An 18,702-nucleotide genomic window follows, 5' to 3' on the forward strand; every position below is an offset into this window, starting at 1 on the left:
GCCGCAACGCCGCCCGCCTCGACCACCACCACGGCTAGGACTTACTCGCTAGCCGTGCCGGGTTGGGGGTTGGGCGCGACCACTCACGTACGTCGCCGTGGTGGGCCGAGCGTTCTGGGCGCCCCGCGCCCTGCTCGGCCCGCCGCGGCCCTCGGCGTGAGCAGCGATCTGTACCCACCACCCCGCTACGACAGCATGCGGTTGACCTTGATTTTGGGCTGTCAGGCGGTTTTCTTCTCCGCGCGGAGCTGGTGGCCGGCGCTGGTGAGGCACTTCCCGCTGGGGAGGTCGAATTTCCAGCCGTGCAGCTGGCAGGTCAGGGTGTTGCCGTCGATGACGCCGAAGCGGCTCAGGTCGGCCTTGAGGTGCGGGCAGCGGCGCTGGACCGTCCAGTCGCCGAGCTGCGTGTCCTCGGCCTCGACGGTGCGTTCGTGCTCGTCGTACCAGCCCTCGGCGTACTGCAGGCGCTCCTCGCTGAGGCACTTGAAGAAGGCGTAGACGAACTCGTTGTACTGCCCGATGCGCGCCGCGGAGAAGCGGCAGGACAGGAACAGCGAGTTGACCCAGTCGCCCTCGCCGATGTGGATGAGGTGCTCGACCAGGGCGCGGCCGGTCTTGAAGCGGTATCGGACCTTCTCGTCGGCGTACGGGCGGACCTGCTTGCCCGGGAAGTCGACGACGATCGACTCGATGATCTCGCCGTCCGGACCGAACGAGTCGGTGAGGTCGAAGCGGACCGGGCCGCCGACGCCCTTCGCCAGATAGATCGACTCTTCGAGGAGGGGCTCGATCCGCTTCTTCATCTCGCCGAGCACGTCGATCTCGGGGTGGCGCCAGGAAGCCTTCTCGGCCTCGATGATCGGGGCCTTGCGAGTGCGCATCTCCTCGAGGTGCTCGCGCTTGTGGGCGAAGAACTCGTCGACGTCGGTGGGGTGCTCGGTGCTTGCCGACCCGTCATTTGTCAGCGAGGTCACACTGCCGGGCAGGAGCACGATGCCGTTGGTGCCGCCGACCTTGGCGTACTCGGTCATGAAGACCGACTGGTCGGGGAAGATGTTGCCCTCGTCGCCGAAGATGTCGTTGAACTGCCAGAGCGAGTCGTCGAGGAAGCTCGGCGGGCCGGCGATCGGGAAGACGTGGTCGGCCTGGAGATCGTCGATGTAACGCCACGTGCGGTCGAACTGACGGTCGCGCTTCTGCTTGCCGAACGCGGTCTTGGCCGACTCGGGCAGCTCGTAGACCATCGGGTACCAGATCGCGCCGGAGAACTGCAGCAGGTGGGCGTGCACGTGGCCGAGCTCGTTGAAGCGGCTGAGGTCGGACGGCCGGGCGTCGTTCTGGTTGAGCAGGCGGATGCCGTCGTGCTCGACCCAGAGTGACGAGTCGCCGATCGGGCCGTCGGTGGGGCTGGTCAGCGCCTGGATCATCACCCGGAGGCCGCCGTCGAGCTCGTGCACCTCGTTGGACCGGGTCTTCAGGAAGCTGGTGAAGCCCAGATCGCGCAACTCGTCCTCGAGCTGGCTCGTCGGGTACTCGGGCAGGAGCACCGTCGCCTTCTTGCTGATGAAGTGCTTGAGGTGCTCGGCGTCGAAGTGGTCGCGGTGCAGGTGCGAGACGTAGAGGTAGTCGACGTCGCCGAGGGTCTCCCAATCCAGGAGCGAATTGTCCGGGAAAGGGAACCATGATGCGAAATATGCCGGGTTTACCCACGGGTCGCACAGAATGCTGCCGGCGGCCGTGTCGATCCGCATACTGGCGTGTCCCGTGCCCGTGATCCGCACCGTGCTACTCCCTCGAATCCATTCCACCGACGGCATCGAAGGTACCGGGTCCGGGTTGGTGGTCCGCGCGGGAGGCCGTCGTGCAAGACTTGACCTCGGACGTATCGCCTTCGAGGAAGGACTCCGGCGTGTCTGCGGAAGCTGAAGAACCCGTTTACTCTCCCGACCAGCTCAAGCCGGGCAACCGCAAGGCCGCGCGCCTGGGCGCCCTCGGCTCGGCGGCGGTGCTGCTCATGTTCTTCTGGGGCAACCACGAGGGCAACACGGAGAACATCTTCCTGGTCGTGTTCGCCGTCGGCCTCGTCGGCGCCGTGATCGCGGATGTCATCCTGCGGCGGAACGGTCTCAAGCCGAACGACCAGTGATCGGAAACTACAAAAGGCCCGCCGGATTCGGCGGGCCTTTCGCGTATGTCGATTTACCGGCGGCGGAGCAGGATGTCCTTGACCTCGCGCAGGGCGGCGTCCACCTCGGCCTCGAAGTAGCCGCCCGGCACCAGGCCGAACTGCAGCATGTCGAGCTCGTTCTCCGGCACCGGCATGGGACCGCGACCGGTCATCGCCTGCAGGATGCCCTCGAACAGCCGGTCGACCTGCATCGGGTCGTACCCGCTGCCGAACCGCCGCGGCTGGAACGTGCGGCGTAGCTGGTCGACGCGATATAGCTCGCCCCCCGGCTCGCCCATCGGCGGCGGGAGCTGTGGCTGCGGCGGACCGTAGCCGCCGCCGGGCGGGCCGCTCATCGGCGCCTGCATCGGCGGGGCCTGCATCGGCGGCGGGCCCTGCTGCTGCATGGGCGGACCCTGCTGCATCGGTGGGCCCTGTTGCATGGGCGGACCCTGCTGCATCGGCGGGCCCTGCTGCATCGGCGGACCGTTGGGCGGCGGGCCGCCGTAGCCACGCGGGTCGGGGTCGCGCGGCATGCGGATCTCGGCCGTCATGTCGGTCTTGCCGTGCCGGCCGGCCTCGAAGCCGTCGAAGCCAGGGCCGCCCTGGTCATAGCCCTGGTCGAAGCCGCGCTGGTCGTACTGCGGCGGTTGGTCGTAGCCACCCTGCTGCGGGGGCTGGTCGTAACCGCCCTGCTGCGGGTAGCCCTGCGGCGCCGGGCGCTGCGGAAGCTGCTGCGGGGGCGGTTGCTGCTGGCCGTACTGTGCCGGCTCGTCGTAGCGGCCGTACGGGTCGGGCTGCATCTGCGGACGCTGCGGCTGCTGCATCGGGGGCGCGGGCAGGCGCTCGGTCGGCGGCGCCATCCGGCCCGCTCCGGCCGCGCCCATCGCGGCACCCAGCCCCTGCGGCTTGTTGATGGCGCCGGTGGAGAGCCCGCCGCGCAGCGAGTCGCGCATCGGGTCCGGCACGGGCGCGCCGCGGCCACGGTCCTCAAGCTCGGCCAGCTGCCGCTCGACACGGTCCAGGTGGAGGTCGACCTGCCACTCGTCGTAGCCGCCGAAGCGGACACGGAAGACGACGTCGTGCACTTCCTGCGCGCCGACCGGGGGTCCCGTCTGCTCGCCCGCGAGGGTGGCCTCGACGCGGTCGAGGAAGCCGTCGACCTCGTCGACCTTGTAGCCGCGCCTGAGCGCACGGCGACGGAAACGCTGTCCCTGACTCGTCACAACGTCTCCCACTCCGCTCGCTGGGACCTGAGCCCAGTCACTGTGCCACCTCCGCGTGCCCGCTGATCTCGCCCGCCGCCAGCTGACCGCACGCACCGTCGATCTCCCGGCCGCGGGTGTCGCGGACCGTCGTCGCCACGCCGGCCTCGAGCAGCCGGCGGACGAACTCGCGCTCGACCGGTTTCGGGCTCGCATCCCACTTGCTGCCCGGCGTCGGGTTCAGCGGGATGAGATTGACGTGCGCCAGCTTGCCGCGCAAGAGCCGGCCGAGGAGGTCGGCACGCCAGGGCTGGTCGTTCACGTCCCTGATGAGGGCGTACTCGATCGAGATCCGACGCCCGGTCTGCGCCGCGTAGTCGAACGCGGCATCGAGCACCTCGGCCACCTTCCAACGCTGGTTGACGGGCACTAGCTCATCGCGCAGATCATCATCGGGGGCGTGCAAGGACAACGCAAGGGTCACGGACAGTCCTTCAGCTGTCAACCGTCGCATGGCGGGCACCAGGCCCACCGTCGAGACCGTTATATGCCGTTGCGAGAGTCCGAGTCCCTCCGGTGCGGGGGCGGTCAACCGGCGGACCGCCTCGATCACGCGAGGGTAGTTGGCCAACGGCTCGCCCATGCCCATGAAGACCACTCGGGACAGCCGCGGCGGCGCACCGGTGACGGCGCCCGACGCGGCGACGCCGGCCAGATAGACCACCTGGTCGACGATCTCGGCGATCGACAGGTTGCGGGTGAGGCCCTGCTGGCCGGTCGCGCAGAACGGGCAGGCCATGCCGCATCCGGCCTGGCTGGAGATGCACGCGGTCACCCGGTCGGGGTAGCCCATCAGGACACTCTCGACAAGCGTGCCGTCGTGTAGCCGCCACAGCGTCTTCCGGGTCGCGCCGTCGTCGGCGGCGAGCTCGCGGACCGGCGAGAGCAGCGTGGGAAGCAAGTCGTCGGTGAGGCGGGCGCGTGACGCGGCGGGCAGGTCCGTCATCGCCTCGGCGTCGCGGACGAGGCGGCCGAAGTAGTGCGTGGAGATCTGCTTGGCGCGGAACGCGGGCTCACCCAGCGCGGCGATCGCGGCCTTGCGGCCGGCGAGATCGAGGTCGGCGAGGTGGCGAGGCGGCATCGCGGGCCGGCGCTTGGTGGTGACCGCGTCGGGCTGGTCGGGGCTGGTCGGGATGACCGGAAGAATCGTCATGGCGTACCCAGTCTCCCACGCCGCGCTAGTTGATCACTCACGACGGCACGTTCGCCGAGATCACGGCGAACAGGATGTACGCCGTCGGCACGGCGAACAGGATCGAGTCGAGCCGGTCCATCACACCGCCGTGGCCGGGCAGCAGATTACTCATGTCCTTGATGCCCAGATCGCGCTTCAGCATCGACTCGGCCAGGTCGCCGACCACGGCAACCACCGAGATCACCGCGCCGAAGAGCAGGCCCCAGTACGCCGGGATGTCGAGCAGGAAGTAGAGGAAGAGCGCGCTGCCGAGGGCCGCCGCGGCGATCGAGCCGAGGAAGCCCTCCCAGGTCTTGCCGGGGCTGATCGACGGGGCCATCTTGTGTTTGCCGAAGAAGACGCCGGTCGCGTATCCGCCCGTGTCAGAAAGGACAACAGCGAAAAGCGTGCACAGTACGCGCCAACGGCCGGTATCGCCCGGATCGGGTTCCTGGAGCAGGACCGCGAAGCTGATCAGGAACGGCACGTAGATCGACGTGAGGACGCTGGCCGTGATGTCGCGCCGGAACGCCGCGGCCCCGTCACTGATCCGCCAGATCATCGCGGCCAGGATCGTCGCGACCAGGCCGAGGATGAGCGAGTCCTCGCCGCCGTAGCGGACCAGCCCGGTCATCAGAACGGCGCCGCCGAGCAACGGGATCAGCGGCGCGTCGGCCCCCGAGGCACGCAGCGCCCGGACCATCTCCCAGACGCCGGCGCAGGCGGCGAGCACGATCACACCGAGGAAGGCCGGCGGCCAGATCACCAGCGACGCGAGCACCAGCAACACGAGGCTGAGACCCACCGCGATGGCGGCGGGCAGGTTGCGGCCGGCGCGGCTGCTGCCGCTCTTGGTCTTTCCTTTCGCGCGGCGTTTACCCGGGCCACGCTTCCGCTTCGGGTCGCTTTGGTCGCTCTCGTCCAATTCGTTCTCGTCCGCGTGCCAGGCCTGCGATTGCTCGCTGGGCGTCGGAGGCTGAAAGTCGGCGTAGGCATATGGCGCCGGCACGCCCGTGTCGTCGCCGGAGGAGTGCCCGGCACGCGGATCGAGGTAGGACATCAGACCTCGAGCAACTCGGCTTCCTTGTGCTTGACGAGCTCGTCGACAGCGGCGACGTAACGGTGGGTCACGTCGTCGAGCTCCTTCTCGCCGCGGCGGCCGTCGTCCTCGCCCGCTCCGCCGTCCTTGACGAGCTTGTCGATCTGCTCCTTGGCCTTGCGGCGGACGTTCCGGATGGCCACCCGGCCCTCCTCCGCCTTGCTGCGTGCCACCTTGATCATGTCGCGACGGCGCTCCTCGGTCATCTGCGGTAGGTGGATCCGCAGCTGAGTGCCCTCGTTGTTGGGGTTGACGCCGAGATCGGAGTCACGGATCGCCCGCTCGATCGGACCGAGCTGCGAGTTGTCGTACGGCTTGACGATGACCATGCGCGGCTCGGGGATGCCGATCGACGCCATGTCGGTCACCGCCGTCGGCGCACCGTAGTAGTCCACCAGGATCTTGGAGAACATCGCGGGGGTGGCACGCCCGGTACGGATCGCGGCGAACTCCTCCTTGGCGTGTTCGACCGCGCTCTCCATCTTCTCTTCGGCCTCGAAGAGGGTCTCGTCGATCACCTGCTCTTCTCGCCTCCTTGCTGGTTCGGTGGTGCGGGGACGGTTCAGTTCGGGGCGGCTCAGGCGGTGATCAACGTGCCGATCTTGTCGCCGCTGACGGCACGGATGATCGTGTCGTCGCCCTCGGCGCCGAAGACCAGCATCGGCAGGTTGTTGTCCTCACAGAGGCTGAACGCGGCCTGGTCGGCAACCCGCAGGCCACGCTGGAGAAGCTCCTGGAAGGTGATCGTCTCGAGCTTCTCCGCGGTGGGGTCGACCCGCGGATCGGCGGTGTAGACGCCGTCGACGCCGTTCTTGCTCATCAGCACGATGTCCGCGTGGATCTCCAGCGCGCGCTGGGCGGTGACGGTGTCGGTGGAGAAGTACGGCATGCCGGCGCCGGCGCCGAAGATCACGGCGCGGCCCTTCTCGAGGTGCCGGATGGCACGCAACGGAATGTACGGCTCGGCGACCTGGGCCATCGTGATCGCGGTCTGCACACGCGTCTCGATGCCCTCCTTCTCCAGGAAGTCCTGAAGGGCGAGGCAGTTCATCACCGTGCCGAGCATGCCCATGTAGTCGGCGCGGTTGCGGTCCATGCCGCGCTTCTGCAGCTCGGCGCCGCGGAAGAAGTTGCCGCCACCGACCACGACCGCGACCTGGATGCCGCGGCGGATGACGGTGGCGATCTGCCGGGCGATGTCCTGCACGACGTCGGGGTCGACACCGACCGCGCCGCCGCCGAACACCTCGCCGGAAAGTTTCAGCACGACTCGCCGAGGCCGCACGGGTGGCGGAGTCGGATTCTCAACCGGTACGGCCTGCTCGGTCACCATCGTCATGAGACCCGCCTTCCCCTTCGCTCAGCAGAGACCTTATGTGACTGGGAGGCCGGGCGCAGAATCGCGTTCCCGACCTCCCGTGCCTCGTACGAGGTGCAGCCTTACTCCTGGCCGACCTCGAACCGGACAAAGCGGGTGATCTGCAGCCCGGCCTCGTCCGCGATCTGCTTGACCGTCTTCTTGTTGTCGACGACCGACGCCTGCTCGAGGAGGACGAAGTCCTTGAAGAAGGAGTTCACCCGGCCCTCGATGATCTTGGGCAGAGCCTTCTCCGGCTTGCCCTCCTCCTTGGCGGTCTCCTCGGCGATGTGCCGCTCGGACTCGACGACCTCGGCCGGCACCTCGTCCCGGGTGAGGTACCGCGGGCGCATGGCGGCGATCTGCATGCCCACGCCGCGCGCGTCGTCCTCGGCCGCCTCGTCGGTCTTGCCGGTGTACTCGACCATGACGCCGACCTGCGGCGGCAGGTCCTGCGCCTTGCGGTGCAGGTAGACCGCGACGTTGCCGTCGAGGACCACGAAGCGGTTCACGACGATCTTCTCGCCGATCTTCGCGGAGTACTCCTGGATGGTGTCGGCGACCGACTTGCCGTCCGGCAGCGTGGCGGCGCTCAGCGCGGCGGCGTCGGCCAGCTTGTTCTGCGCGCCGAACTCGACCAGCCGCTGACCCAGCTCGACGAAGTCGGGGGTCTTGGCGACGAAGTCGGTCTCGCAGTTGAGCTCGAGCAGCGCGTTGCCGTAGTGGCTCACGATGCCGTTGGCGGCGGTGCGGCCGGCCCGCTTCGTGACGTCCTTGGCGCCCTTGATGCGAAGGAACTCGACGGCCTTGTCGAAGTCGCCGTCGGCCTCGTCGAGCGCCTTCTTACAGTCCATCATGCCGGCACCGGTCAGATCGCGGAGTTTCTTCACGTCCGCGGCGGTGTAGTTAGCCATGACTCTCTCTCGATGTCGTTTCGCTCGGCGTACTTACTCGGCCTTTCGGCCTTTCAGGGTTTCGGCCTTACTCCGCCGGTGCGGCGGCGGGCGCGGCGGCAGCGGGCTCGGCAGCAGCAGCAGCGGCGGGCGCGGCAGCCGGAACGGTCGCGGCGTCCTCGGCCGGCTTCTCGGAGCCCTCGTAGAGGTCGCGCTCCCACTCGGGCAGCGGCTCACCCTCGGCCACGGTGCCCGCCTCGGGCTTCGCGTCGGCGTCCCCGCGGTTGCGGCCGGACCGGGCGATCAGGCCGTCGGCGACGGCGCTGGCGACGACCTTGGTGAGCAGCTCGGCGGAGCGGATCGCGTCGTCGTTGCCCGGGATCGGGAAGTCGACCTCGTCCGGGTCGCAGTTGGTGTCGAGCACGGCGATGACCGGGATGCCCAGCTTGCGGGCCTCGTCGACAGCGATGTGCTCCTTCTTGGTGTCGACGACCCAGATCGCCGACGGCACCTTGCTCATGTCCCGCAGACCGCCGAGGGTCTTGGTGAGCTTCTCCTTCTCGCGGGAGAGCTGCAGAGTCTCCTTCTTGGTGTACCCGGCGGCGGTGCCGCTCAGGTCACCCAGGGCCTCGAGCTCCTTCATCCGCTGCAGCCGCTTGTAAACGGTCTGGAAGTTGGTGAGCATGCCGCCCAGCCAGCGGTGGTTCACGTACGGCTGGCCGACGCGGGTCGCCTGCTCGGCAATCGCCTCCTGCGCCTGCTTCTTGGTGCCGACGAAGAGGATGTGACCACCCTCGGCGACGGTGTCCCGCACGAAGCTGTACGCCTTCTCGATGTAGTCGAGGGTCTGGCGCAGGTCGATGATGTAGATGCCGTTACGCTCGGTGAAGATGAAGCGCTTCATCTTCGGGTTCCAGCGCCGGGTCTGGTGCCCGAAGTGGACACCGCTTTCCAGCAGCTGGCGCATGGTCACGACGGCCATGGTGGGTGCTCCCTATGGTCCCTGGTTGTCACGCCTGCCGGCGGCAGGCGCCCTGGCGCCCGGTCGCCGGCCACAGTCGGACCCGAATTGATCGAGACCAGGGAAGGCCGTCGCTGCCGTGCCCGGCCGTCGAGACGGCCCTAAGGTCGTCACCATGGCGTGGACATCGGGCAGAGGGCGCGCGAGGTCGACCGCACGAGGCGGTCGCCGGTAACCAGCATACGCCAAGCCGCGGGATGCTCCGTGCCCGCCTGGAGTGTTACGCCACCGCCACGCCGGCCGCCAACAACAAGAGCAAACCCGCCGGGAGGTACGCCACGGGTGGGCGCAGCCAGGACTCCCGGCTGAGCGGGCCGCCCCGGGCGATGGTGAACAGCCCGATGCCGGTCAGGGTGAAGCCGAGGGTGAGCAGGACGGCGGGGACGATCGCCCGGGAGGTGGGGTCGCCGGAGAAGGTCGCATCGAGCAGCAGGCGCACGACCGGGATCATCAGGACGACCATGACGATTGCTACCAGTACGGAGGAAACCGGGCGCCGGGTGTGGTAGACGGTTTCGGGCTGGCGGCCGAGGGGATCGGACTGGCGGCCGACCGGGGGGATCAGGCTCGTCGGCTCCGCCATCGGCGGAGGAGGCGGCATCTCCGCTCGTTCCGCCCCTGGCTTGATCGTCGGGTATTCGGGGCCTCGGACCGAGCTCCGGTCGTACGCCGGCGGGGGTTCCGGGGAGCGGGCGTGGCCGCCCGTGGTGATCAGCGGGTCGGTCACGGCGTATCCGCCGATCGGGTCAGCCGAGCGCAGCGGGTCGGCCGGGCGCTGCTCAGGTAGCCGGAACGAGCCGCTCGGGCGCTCATGGATGCCCGAGTCGTACGGATTGCCGGCGGCATGCGCCCCGGACACGTCGGGGTCGTACTGACTCTTGCCGCTGTACCAGCTCGGCTCGGCGTCGTCCGCGTATCGGTGTCCTTCCACGATGTCGCACCGTAGGTGACCGGCGAACCCGGCGCCACAGCCGGGTCCGTAACACACCCCGGTGGTGACAGAGCGATTATCCACAGTAGCTGTGTGTCCACAGTCGCCGCCGCACGGCGGCCCGATCCGGGCCATTCTCATGCGCCATGACAACGCAGAGACAAGCGGTCGGCGCGTACGGCGAACGAGTCGCCGCCCGCCACCTCCAAGAGCTCGGGCTGGTGATCCTCGACCGGAACTGGCGATGCTCCGACGGTGAGGTGGACCTCATCCTCCGGGACGGCGACGACGTCGTGTTCTGCGAGGTGAAGACCCGGCGTGGCAGCCTCTTCGGCACTCCGGCGGAGGCCGTCGACCACCGCAAGGTACGCAAGTTGCGCCACCTCGCCGGTCGCTGGCTCGCCGAGTCGGCGGTCCGGCCGCGCGAGGTCCGCTTCGACGTGGTGGAGGTGTTTCCGCAGCCCCGCGGGGCCACCCGGGTCACACACATCCGCTCGGCGTTCTGAGCCGGTGCCGCGATGAGCTACGCCCGCGTCCTCTGCGTCGGATTGGTCGGCGTGTCCGGTCACGTCGTCGTGGTGGAGGCCGACCTGTCCCCCGGCCTGCCGGCGGTGGTACTGACCGGCCTGCCCGACACGGCGCTGCACGAGGCCCGTGATCGCGTGCGCGCCGCCGTGGTCAACTCCGGCGAGCAGTGGCCGAACCGTCGCATCACGGTCAACCTGCTGCCCGCGGCACTGCCGAAACACGGCAGCTCGTTCGATCTCGCCATCGCCGCCGCTTTACTCGCCGGCGCCGGTGGGTTGCCCGCGGCACCGCTCGACGGTGTGGCGGTGCTCGGTGAGCTCGGCCTCGACGGCGCCGTCCGGCCGGTCCGGGGCGTGCTCCCGATGGTGGCCGCCGCGGTGCGCGAAGGCGTGACCCGGGTGATCGTGCCGCTTGGGAACGCCCGCGAGGCGACCGTCGTGCCGGGCGTGACCGTGTGGGCCGTCGACACGCTGGGCCGGCTCGCGTCCTTCGCGCGCGGTGGTGGTCCGCTGCTCGATCCGCCGGCACCGCAGGAGGAACCGCCGCTCGCCGGTCCCGACATGGCCGACGTGGCCGGCCAGGAGATGGGCCGGTACGGGCTGGAGGTCGCCGCGGCCGGCGGGCACCACCTGGCCATGTTCGGATCGCCCGGGGCGGGCAAGACGATGCTGGCCGAGCGGCTGCCGTCGATCCTGCCCGAGCTGGACGACGAAGAGGCTCTCGAGGTCACGGCCCTGCATTCGATAGCCGGTCTGCTGACCGACGGCAGGCTGATCCGCCGGCCGCCGTTCCAGGCGCCACACCACACCGCGAGTGCCGCCGCCATCGTCGGTGGCGGCAGTGGCATGGCGCGCCCGGGCGCGCTGTCGCTGGCCCACCGCGGCGTCCTGTTCCTGGACGAGGTCGCCGAAATGTCGACCGGCACGCTCCAAGGGCTGCGGCAGCCCTTGGAGACCGGACGGGTGGTGCTGGCCCGCGCCCGGGGCACGACCGAGTACCCGGCCCGCGTCCAGCTGGTCCTCGCCGCGAACCCGTGTCCCTGTGCGTCGCCGGCCGGTGATCAGCACTGCACGTGTGCGCCGTCGGCCCGGCGGCGGTATCTCGCGAGGCTGTCCGGTCCGCTGCTCGACCGCATTGACATCCGCCTGACGTTGCAGCCGCTGAACGCCGCGCAACTGATGATCGCGACGGGACCCGCGCCGTCGTCCGCCGTGCTGGCGGCGCGGGTGGCACGGGCCCGGGCGGCCGCGGCGTCGCGCTGGTCGGCGGATGCGTGGCGGGTCAACGCGGAGGTGCCCGGCCCGCAGCTGCGGCGCACGCCGTGGCGGTTGCCGGCGCGGGACACGGCGGGTCTGCGGCAGGCACTCGACCGGGGATTTCTCTCCGCTCGCGGGTTCGATCGGGTGCTCCGGCTGGCCTGGACGATCAGCGACCTCGACGGCCGGGACCGACCGGCTCGGGCGGAAATCGACGAAGCGATTCAACTCCGGATGGGAGAAGGCAGTGGAAAGTCCGACTGGTCCGGCCGGCAGTGACGCCGACCGGATGGCGCGGGTGGCGCTCACCTGGCTCGCGGAGCCGGGCAACCGGGCGGTGTGGGAGATGGTGCGCGAGGAAGGAGCACCCCGGACGCTGAGCCGTCTGTTGCGGGGCGACGTCGGGAACGATTCGCTGCGCGCCGCGGTGCTGGCCCGGCTGGGCGGGTTCGCCGGCGCGCGGCTGGTGGATCCGCAGCGGCTCGCCGAGGCGACGCTGCGCCGGGCGAAACGGCTCGGCGCCCGGATCGTGGTGCCGTCCGACGACGAGTGGCCCGGCCGTGTCGACGAGCTGGCGACGCTCGAACTGGACACGGAGGGCCGCGTCAACCACGACGTGCGGCCGCCGTTGTGCGTCTGGGTGCGAGGTCGGTGGCCGCTCCGTGAAGCGCTGGAGCGATCGGTCGCCGTGGTGGGCGCGCGGGCTGCCACGCCGTACGGGATGCAGGTGACCTCGGAAGTGGGGTTCGGTCTCGCCGAGAAGGGCTGGACGGTCGTCTCCGGCGGTGCGTTCGGCATCGACGCCACGGCGCATCGGGCGGCACTGGCCGCGGGTGGGCGCACGGTAGCGGTGCTGGCGTGCGGGGTCGATCGGCCGTACCCCGCCGGGAATTCGGCGCTGTTCGAGCAGATCGCCGAGACCGGACTGCTGATCAGCGAGTGGCCACCCGGCGCGGAACCGTTGCGGCATCGCTTCCTGGTGCGCAACCGCGTGATCGCGGCCGCCACGCTGGGCACGGTGGTCACCGAGGCGGCGGCCCGCAGCGGGGCGACCCAGACGATGAGCCGGGTGTTCGCGCTGCGGCGGGTGGCGATGGTCGTGCCGGGCCCGGTGACGTCGGCGATGTCGGTCGGCTGCCACGAACTACTCCGGACACACCCGGACGCCATCCTCGTCACCGGCGCGAAGCAGGTGCTCGAGGCGGTCGGGCGGATGGGCGAATACCACGCCGAAGCGGCCCGGGGACCGGAACACCGGCGCGACTCGCTCGACGAGGAGTCGAGCCTGGTGCTGGAGGCCGTTCCGCGTCGCGGGCACGCGTCAGCGGAGGAGCTGGCCGCCAAGGCCGGGCTGCCGCTGCGCACGGTGCTGCGCCGGCTGTCGCTCTTGGAGCTCGCCGGTTTGGTGGTGCGCCGTGCGGACGGCATCGCGCTGCCCCGCCGAGCGCCGCTGGAGCAGGCCGGGCCGGACGACGGCACGCCGAGTAGGGCCGCCGCATCGTCCGTCTCGGACGTCGCGCCGCCCCCGTCGGGACGCGAGGCGGCCGGATGACCGCCTCGTGTTGCCCCGCGTCAGTCCTCGGAGTCGTCCAGATCCCGGCGATGGACCTTCATCCACGCCTCGACGTCGTCGGTCAGCCACACCTTGCCCTGCGCCAGGTCGGCAACCGGCTTCGGGAAGTCTGCACGGCTGGTGATCTGGTACGCACGCTGCCGGCTGACCCCACCCAAGCGGATGCGGATCTCATGCGCGCCCATGAGCCGTATCGGTTTCACTGCCACATGATCGACCGTAGGCGTGAGACTATTAGTCAATTACCAAGTTGTTAGGAGACAGCTAGTCCTTTGCCATCTATACTCCCTTCATGACTAGGCGTCGCCGGACTACCCCACCGGTCCCCCTGGCGCCGAGGCATCGCCGCACGTGGCGAACGCTTTGGCGCCGGTGTGCCTGCGGCCTGCCGGCGCCGTGCGTGGACAGTCTGATCCTTCCCCCGATACCACCGTTCCCACCCCCTCGCGGCCTCCGAACAGAAAGGAGGGCAGAACCAGGAGAAGATCCCATTCCCCCGTGGAGTGAGGCGTCCGGCGGGTCCAGAGCACAGTCACCGGACGCCGTTTCGCCGCCACACCCGCCCGGCGTTTCCGAGCAGCCGGGCGGGGTCCCCCTTCCCGACCGCGACCTCGAGAGTCACCCGAACGCCACGTCAGGTGCCGTGACGGGGCAATCGGGCGACCGGAGAGATCGTCGCCGGGCACCCGCCGTCGCCCGGCGCGGCGAGAGGGACCGGTCACCGGCGGCGCCTGGGCAGCCCCGGGGTGACAGCCCACCCACCGGCCTCCCAGGCGCCGTCGACCACCACCCGGAAGCCACCGACCACCGCACCGCCGACGGCCACCGCGACGCCGTCGACCATCAGCTGGAACTCACAGCGCACAAGCCAGAACACGACCGACGCGGCGGGCGCTCTCCCCGCGGCGGCCTGAGTACTCCGCTTGCCCCCTCGGGCAGCGGCATGGACACCCGGTCGGCTAACAGGGGCGGTCGTTCCCAGCGAGCTGCTGGTCACGATCGAGCCGGCCGGGTAACCCGCTTCGGGTCCGGGGCCTCCGGGATCGGGGATCCACCCGACCCCGGAGGCCCCGGGCCTGGGCGCGAGCCCGCGGCATGGTCCGGCGGACGACCGGCCATGGCGTATCACCACATCAACCTGGCCCGCTGGTGACGGTCGGGATTCCGCCCGAAGCCCGCCGGCGACTTGGGGGGACCGATGACCACCTCGGCGGAACGAGGCGACGCGCAGGACGGACTTGACCGTGGCGCACGGCCCGAGCATGTGCCGCGACGGCCCGATTGGGGCTGCCGAGTCTGCGGCCGTGCGTGGCCGTGCCCTCAAGCGAGACAGAACTTGCTCGAGGAGTTTCGCGAGTTCCCGGCGGTGCTCGGCCTCTACCTGGCCGGGCAGCTGAAGGATGCGGTCGACGACCTGTCCATCAACGAGCTGCCACTGCCCGCCGATCTGCACGGGCGCTTCATAGACTGGTCACAGCCCGTCAAGCCGGCACCGGAAGTGTCACCATCCCGGCAGCACAGAGCTGCCGCGTGAAACCGCCCGGCATGACGACCAACACCGGCCTAGCATGGCGACGAGCGTGATGATGAACGCGGCATCGGCGTCATGCATGATGCTCAACCCGGGCACTGTGGCTCTGCGCCATACCCGCTGATGCGACTCCAAAGCCGGAGCCGACGGACTCGCTCGGAACGACGTCTCGTTCCACAGTTGACAGTCGTGTCGGCCTTGCTACCGCCCGTAAATTAGGGGGTAGCAGCGGAACGGGCGGCGGTTCTGCCGCAGGCGGTTTCACCGCCGCCCGATCAGCCGCCCGATCAAGCTCGGCCTTCTCAGTGCGGCAGAAGTATCATACCGATATGGCTTCGTACGTACAATACGATGGAGCATCGTGGCCACGTAAAGTGTCGGACATGATCGATCCTTCCGCGGACCGTGCGGTTTTCCGCCAGTTGGCCGACCTGCTCCGCAACCAGATCGAGTCCGGGGAGCTGGGCCCCGGTGAGCCGCTGCCCAGCGAGTTGCGGCTCGCGCAGGAGTACGGGATCAGCCGCACCACGGTTCGCCAGGCGATCGGCCAGCTCCGCACCGAGGGACTGGTCACCGTGGACCGACCACGAGGGACGTTCGTCCGCATCCCGGAACCAACCGAGCTCGTGGCCCTGGCCCGCGGCGAGCGCGCGAGCGCCCGCATGCCCACCGACGCCGAGCGGCGGAAGTACCGGCTGGGCGAGGGCGTCCCCGTCCTGGTGGTCACCGCCCCGGACGGCACCGAGACGGTCCACCCAGCCGACCGAGTGCAGCTCACCCGCCCGTAAACGGGCAAGCAAAGCCGACGTCGACCCCTGGAACCAGCAAACGCTCCCCAGGCCGCCCGCGGCGCCGCCGCAACCAGGAAGCGCCGCAACTGGACGCCCCACATAGGTCGCCGGGAAGGTCGCGGCCAGCGCGTCGAAGGCGGTCTGCTCCGCTGGGCGTAACTCGGCGATCACCCGCCCATCCCCGGTCGCTGCGCAACAACCACAGCCGCGCTTTCGATACCGCGCGTCACACGACGGCGCGGGGGCTTGACCCGGCGGGCCGCTGGGGTGACCGTCGGGAGCTGTGGAGACGCGGGAGATGCACGAGCGGCTGCCGCCGGCCATGCGGGAAGCGGCGGACGAGTTCGGGCATCACCTTGCTCAAGTGGCCAACCGGTCGGAGCACACCGTGCGGGCGTACCTCGGCGATGTGATCTCGATGCTGGACTTCGCCGCGGCTGCCGGTTGCGCGTCGCCGCAGGACCTGGACATCGGCGTGCTGCGCGGGTGGCTGGCCGCGCGGATGCGCCAAGGTGCGGCCCGCACGTCGCAGGCACGGCGGGCGGCGGCCGCGCGGACCTTCACCGCCTGGGCGTTTCGCGGCGGTCTCGCGGCGGCCGACGCGGGGGCGCAGCTGGCGAGTCCGCGCGCGCACCGTGACCTGCCTACCGTGCTGCGCGCCGACCAGGCCGGCGAACTCATGGAACACGACGAGCGGCGCGATCCCGAGGGACTCCGCGATCGGGCGGTCCTGGAGATGCTTTATGCCACCGGCGTACGGGTCAGTGAGCTCTGTGGGCTCGACCGCGCCGATGTCGACGAGGCTCGCCGGGTCGTGCGGGTGTTCGGCAAAGGGGCCAAGGAGCGGGCCGTTCCCTACGGGGTGCCGGCGCAGCGGGCGCTCGACGACTGGCTCCGGCACGGGCGGCACGCGCTCGCCAACGACGCCAGCCGGGACGCGCTCTTCCTCGGGGTCAAGGGTGGCCGGCTGCAGCAGACCGTGGTGCGCCGGATCGTCGACGCCGCCGCGCGCGCCGCCGGGCTGCCGCACACCAGCCCGCACGATCTGCGGCACTCGGCGGCGACGCACCTGCTGGACGGGGGCGCCGACCTACGCGCGGTCCAGGACCTGCTCGGGCACGCGTCGCTGTCGAGCACGCAGATCTACACCCACGTCTCCACCGAGCGCCTGCGGGCGGCGTTCAAGCAGGCCCACCCCCGCGCCTGAGAAGCGAGGCCGGTGGGGATGAGCTGGGCGAACCGGCCGCGGCTCAGGGCCTGGCCGAGTTCCCGCCGGGCGACCCGCTGAGGCGGCCGCGACCCAAGACAAAACGGCCGACGCGGAAGAAGGCGCCGCGACAAATCAACGCGGCCGACCCAGCAGAAGACCGCCGTGACACAAACAACGCCACCGACTCAGCAGAAGACGGCCCCGGCACAGGACAAAGCGGCCAACCCCACCACGCCCCCGTACGATCGATATGTGAGCGCCCTCGAACCGCCAACCCCGCTACCAGGTGCGCGGCTGCTGTTCTCGCTTGATCCGGGCGTCGCCTACCTCAACCACGGCACGGTCGGCGTCGTGCCGATCGGGGTGCAGCGGGCCCAGCAGCGGCTGCGGGACGAGGTCGAGGCGAACCCGAGGCGGTTCTACGGCCAGGAGATGGCCGAGCGGGTGATCCACACGCGACGCTTCCTGGCCGGCTTTCTTGGGGCGGATCCGGACGGCAGCGCGCTCGTTCCCAACATCACGGCGGCGGTGTCGATCGCCCTCAATTCGGTGCCGCTGGGGGCCGGTGACGAGGTCCTGGTGACCGATCACGTCTACGGCGCGGTGGAGATCGCCGTGCGCCATCGCAGCGAGCGGGCGGGGGCGAGCGTCCGGACCGTCGCGCTGCCCGCGGACGCCGGTGACGCCGAGGTCGTCGCGCTCGTCGTGGCGGCGCTGCGACCCGGGCGGACCAAGCTGTTGGTCGTGGACCAGCTGGCGTCGGTGACGGCCAAGGTCTTTCCGGTGCGGGAGATGGTCGCGGCCGCGCACGAACGCGGCATCCCGGTGCTGGTGGATGCCGCGCACGTGCCGGGCATGCTGCCGGTCGACGTGACCGCGATCGACGCCGATTTCTGGGCGGGGACCCTGCACAAGTGGGCGTTCGCGCCGCGCGGCACGGCGCTGCTGGCGGTCGGCGCGGCGTGGCGGTCGCGGATCGAGCCGCTGGCGGTCGGGTGGAGTCAGGATCAAGGGTTCCCCCGGTCGGTCGAACACCAGGGCACGCTGGACTACACGCCGTGGCTGGCCGCACCCACCGGGCTGTTCACGCTGCGCACGCTCGGCTGGGAGGCGGTGCGGGCGCACAACGCGGCCCTTGCCGCCTACGGGCAGCGGGTCGTCGCGGCGGCCCTCGACGTCGAGCTGCCCAAAGATGCCCAGCTGCCGGAACCGGGCTCGGCCGATGCCGCGATGCGGGTCGTGCCACTTCCGCCGGGAGTCGCGGCGACCCAACCCGAGGCCTACGCCCTCCGGCAGCGGATCGCCGAGAAACTGGGGACCGAGGTCGCCGTGAACGCCTGGGGCGGGCGCGGCCTGCTCCGGCTGAGCGCCCAGGTCTACAACCGGGCGGACGAGTACGAAAGGCTGGCCCAGCGCCTCCCCGAGCTGCTGGCGGAGCGTTGAGCGGGAGCAACCGGACCCGGCCCAGGCCGAGCAGCGCCAGCGGGTCCAGGTAGAGGCCGTCGCGGCGCAGACCCCAATGCAGGCAGGCGGCGCCGGGACAGCCGGGGTGACCGGCCACGAGCCGGCCGATCTCCGCGCCGCTGGTCACCCGGTCACCGGCGGCGACGGACGGCGAGAGCGGCTCGTAGGTCGTGCGAAGGCCACCGGCGTGCGCCACGCTGACCACGCCGCGACCGGCGACCCGGCCCGCGAACACCACCACCCCGGGACCGGCGGCACGGACCGGGGCCGACGGCGGGGCGGCGAGATCGACCCCGCGATGGCCGGCCAGCCAGGGCGCCGGCGGCGGCTCGAAACGCCTCGTGACGCGGTGCGAATCCACCGGCCACCCAAAAGGGACCGGAGCGGGCAAGAACACGAGCAAGAGCAGCAGGGCGAGGAACATGCCCGCCAGATTGCCGGA

At 70.3% G+C, this 18,702-nt stretch carries 19 protein-coding genes and 1 pseudogene; 8 read left to right on the forward strand and 12 right to left on the reverse strand.

Features of this window, described 5'->3' with window-relative positions; genetic code table 11:
* Positions 1 to 221 precede the first annotated feature (221 nt).
* Positions 222 to 1,781 (reverse strand): Rieske 2Fe-2S domain-containing protein, encoded by a 1,560-nt coding sequence (locus HH310_RS15140; protein ID WP_169176181.1) that lies wholly within the window; start codon positions 1,779 to 1,781, stop codon positions 222 to 224.
* 128 nt (positions 1,782 to 1,909) lie between these two features.
* On the opposite strand from HH310_RS15140, the gene HH310_RS15145 reads away from it, so the two are divergent.
* On the forward strand, positions 1,910 to 2,146 hold the full coding sequence (locus HH310_RS15145) for a DUF2631 domain-containing protein (protein ID WP_169176182.1): 237 nt from the start codon (positions 1,910 to 1,912) through the stop codon (positions 2,144 to 2,146).
* 53 nt (positions 2,147 to 2,199) lie between these two features.
* On the opposite strand, the gene HH310_RS15150 is transcribed toward HH310_RS15145, so the two are convergent.
* The 8 genes from HH310_RS15150 to HH310_RS15185 all read right to left on the reverse strand — a co-directional run bounded on the left by HH310_RS15150 (position 2,200) and on the right by HH310_RS15185 (position 9,907).
* Positions 2,200 to 3,393 (reverse strand): DivIVA domain-containing protein, encoded by a 1,194-nt coding sequence (locus HH310_RS15150; protein ID WP_169176183.1) that lies wholly within the window; start codon positions 3,391 to 3,393, stop codon positions 2,200 to 2,202.
* A gap of 37 nt (positions 3,394 to 3,430) precedes the next feature.
* On the reverse strand, positions 3,431 to 4,585 hold the full coding sequence (rlmN, locus tag HH310_RS15155; RefSeq protein WP_169176184.1) for a 23S rRNA (adenine(2503)-C(2))-methyltransferase RlmN: 1,155 nt from the start codon (positions 4,583 to 4,585) through the stop codon (positions 3,431 to 3,433).
* A gap of 37 nt (positions 4,586 to 4,622) precedes the next feature.
* Complete coding sequence (locus HH310_RS15160; RefSeq protein ID WP_169176185.1) at positions 4,623 to 5,666, reverse strand: phosphatidate cytidylyltransferase; 1,044 nt, start codon at positions 5,664 to 5,666, stop codon at positions 4,623 to 4,625.
* Positions 5,666 to 6,223, reverse strand: a complete 558-nt coding sequence (gene frr, locus HH310_RS15165; RefSeq protein WP_169176186.1) for a ribosome recycling factor — start codon at positions 6,221 to 6,223, stop codon at positions 5,666 to 5,668. The genes HH310_RS15160 and frr overlap by 1 nt, the downstream gene beginning before the upstream one ends.
* 59 nt (positions 6,224 to 6,282) lie before the next feature.
* On the reverse strand, positions 6,283 to 7,044 hold the full coding sequence (pyrH, locus tag HH310_RS15170) for a UMP kinase (protein WP_169176187.1): 762 nt from the start codon (positions 7,042 to 7,044) through the stop codon (positions 6,283 to 6,285).
* A gap of 101 nt (positions 7,045 to 7,145) precedes the next feature.
* Complete coding sequence (gene tsf / locus HH310_RS15175) at positions 7,146 to 7,976, reverse strand: translation elongation factor Ts (RefSeq protein WP_169176188.1); 831 nt, start codon at positions 7,974 to 7,976, stop codon at positions 7,146 to 7,148.
* Between the two features lie 67 nt (positions 7,977 to 8,043).
* Positions 8,044 to 8,937, reverse strand: a complete 894-nt coding sequence (rpsB, locus tag HH310_RS15180) for a 30S ribosomal protein S2 (RefSeq protein WP_169176189.1) — start codon at positions 8,935 to 8,937, stop codon at positions 8,044 to 8,046.
* Positions 8,938 to 9,196: 259 nt separating this feature from the next.
* Complete coding sequence (locus tag HH310_RS15185) at positions 9,197 to 9,907, reverse strand: hypothetical protein (protein ID WP_169176190.1); 711 nt, start codon at positions 9,905 to 9,907, stop codon at positions 9,197 to 9,199.
* Positions 9,908 to 10,053: 146 nt separating this feature from the next.
* Between HH310_RS15185 and HH310_RS15190 the strand changes: the two genes are divergently transcribed.
* The 3 genes from HH310_RS15190 to dprA are packed head-to-tail and all read left to right on the forward strand — an operon-like array spanning position 10,054 to position 13,243.
* Positions 10,054 to 10,413 (forward strand): YraN family protein, encoded by a 360-nt coding sequence (locus HH310_RS15190; protein WP_169176191.1) that lies wholly within the window; start codon positions 10,054 to 10,056, stop codon positions 10,411 to 10,413.
* Positions 10,414 to 10,425: 12 nt separating this feature from the next.
* The gene (locus HH310_RS15195) at positions 10,426 to 11,970 is read left to right on the forward strand and encodes a YifB family Mg chelatase-like AAA ATPase (protein ID WP_169176192.1); all 1,545 of its coding nucleotides are present in this window, start codon (positions 10,426 to 10,428) and stop codon (positions 11,968 to 11,970) included.
* Positions 11,971 to 11,980: 10 nt separating this feature from the next.
* Positions 11,981 to 13,243, forward strand: coding sequence for a DNA-processing protein DprA (dprA, locus tag HH310_RS15200; RefSeq protein WP_169176333.1), 1,263 nt, complete (start codon positions 11,981 to 11,983; stop codon positions 13,241 to 13,243).
* A gap of 20 nt (positions 13,244 to 13,263) precedes the next feature.
* On the opposite strand, the gene HH310_RS15205 is transcribed toward dprA, so the two are convergent.
* Positions 13,264 to 13,449 carry an AlpA family phage regulatory protein gene (locus tag HH310_RS15205; protein ID WP_169176334.1) on the reverse strand — a complete coding sequence of 62 codons (186 nt, stop codon included), beginning with the start codon at positions 13,447 to 13,449 and terminating at the stop codon, positions 13,264 to 13,266.
* A 533-nt stretch (positions 13,450 to 13,982) separates the two neighbouring features.
* A complete protein-coding gene (locus HH310_RS44830) occupies positions 13,983 to 14,108 on the reverse strand; it encodes a hypothetical protein (RefSeq protein ID WP_282438473.1) in 126 nt (41 codons plus the stop codon).
* Positions 14,109 to 14,600: 492 nt separating this feature from the next.
* Between HH310_RS44830 and HH310_RS15210 the strand changes: the two genes are divergently transcribed.
* The 4 genes from HH310_RS15210 to HH310_RS15225 all read left to right on the forward strand — a co-directional run bounded on the left by HH310_RS15210 (position 14,601) and on the right by HH310_RS15225 (position 18,239).
* Positions 14,601 to 14,798, forward strand: a complete 198-nt coding sequence (locus HH310_RS15210; RefSeq protein WP_169176193.1) for a hypothetical protein — start codon at positions 14,601 to 14,603, stop codon at positions 14,796 to 14,798.
* Between the two features lie 380 nt (positions 14,799 to 15,178).
* Positions 15,179 to 15,583 carry a winged helix-turn-helix domain-containing protein gene (locus HH310_RS15215; RefSeq protein WP_169176194.1) on the forward strand — a complete coding sequence of 135 codons (405 nt, stop codon included), beginning with the start codon at positions 15,179 to 15,181 and terminating at the stop codon, positions 15,581 to 15,583.
* Between the two features lie 301 nt (positions 15,584 to 15,884).
* The gene (locus HH310_RS15220) at positions 15,885 to 16,793 is read left to right on the forward strand and encodes a tyrosine recombinase XerC (RefSeq protein WP_169176335.1); all 909 of its coding nucleotides are present in this window, start codon (positions 15,885 to 15,887) and stop codon (positions 16,791 to 16,793) included.
* Positions 16,794 to 17,048: 255 nt separating this feature from the next.
* Entirely contained in the window at positions 17,049 to 18,239 is a 1,191-nt protein-coding gene (locus HH310_RS15225; protein ID WP_169176195.1) for an aminotransferase class V-fold PLP-dependent enzyme, read from the forward strand.
* On the opposite strand, the pseudogene HH310_RS15230 reads toward HH310_RS15225, so the two are convergent.
* Positions 18,226 to 18,648: pseudogene (locus tag HH310_RS15230) on the reverse strand (murein hydrolase activator EnvC family protein); the annotation flags it as partial. The gene HH310_RS15225 and the pseudogene HH310_RS15230 sit on opposite strands and share 14 nt — an antisense overlap.
* Positions 18,649 to 18,702: the final 54 nt, after the last annotated feature.

Source organism: Actinoplanes sp. TBRC 11911 (assembly GCF_012933445.1).
Lineage (GTDB): Bacteria > Actinomycetota > Actinomycetes > Mycobacteriales > Micromonosporaceae > Actinoplanes.

What these genes read in the sequence shown, in the direction of transcription:
- dprA (WP_169176333.1), top strand. Translation starts at nt 11,981, where the DNA reads ATGGCGCGGGTGGCGCTCACCTGGCTCGCGGAGCCGGGCAACCGGGCG.
- pyrH (WP_169176187.1), bottom strand. Translation starts at nt 7,044, where the DNA reads ATGACGATGGTGACCGAGCAGGCCGTACCGGTTGAGAATCCGACTCCG.
- tsf (WP_169176188.1), bottom strand. Translation starts at nt 7,976, where the DNA reads ATGGCTAACTACACCGCCGCGGACGTGAAGAAACTCCGCGATCTGACC.
- HH310_RS15190 (WP_169176191.1), top strand. Translation starts at nt 10,054, where the DNA reads ATGACAACGCAGAGACAAGCGGTCGGCGCGTACGGCGAACGAGTCGCC.
- HH310_RS15205 (WP_169176334.1), bottom strand. Translation starts at nt 13,449, where the DNA reads ATGGGCGCGCATGAGATCCGCATCCGCTTGGGTGGGGTCAGCCGGCAG.
- rpsB (WP_169176189.1), bottom strand. Translation starts at nt 8,937, where the DNA reads ATGGCCGTCGTGACCATGCGCCAGCTGCTGGAAAGCGGTGTCCACTTC.
- HH310_RS15160 (WP_169176185.1), bottom strand. Translation starts at nt 5,666, where the DNA reads ATGTCCTACCTCGATCCGCGTGCCGGGCACTCCTCCGGCGACGACACG.
- HH310_RS15220 (WP_169176335.1), top strand. Translation starts at nt 15,885, where the DNA reads ATGCACGAGCGGCTGCCGCCGGCCATGCGGGAAGCGGCGGACGAGTTC.
- rlmN (WP_169176184.1), bottom strand. Translation starts at nt 4,585, where the DNA reads ATGACGATTCTTCCGGTCATCCCGACCAGCCCCGACCAGCCCGACGCG.
- HH310_RS15195 (WP_169176192.1), top strand. Translation starts at nt 10,426, where the DNA reads ATGAGCTACGCCCGCGTCCTCTGCGTCGGATTGGTCGGCGTGTCCGGT.
- HH310_RS44830 (WP_282438473.1), bottom strand. Translation starts at nt 14,108, where the DNA reads ATGGTCGACGGCGTCGCGGTGGCCGTCGGCGGTGCGGTGGTCGGTGGC.
- HH310_RS15215 (WP_169176194.1), top strand. Translation starts at nt 15,179, where the DNA reads ATGATCGATCCTTCCGCGGACCGTGCGGTTTTCCGCCAGTTGGCCGAC.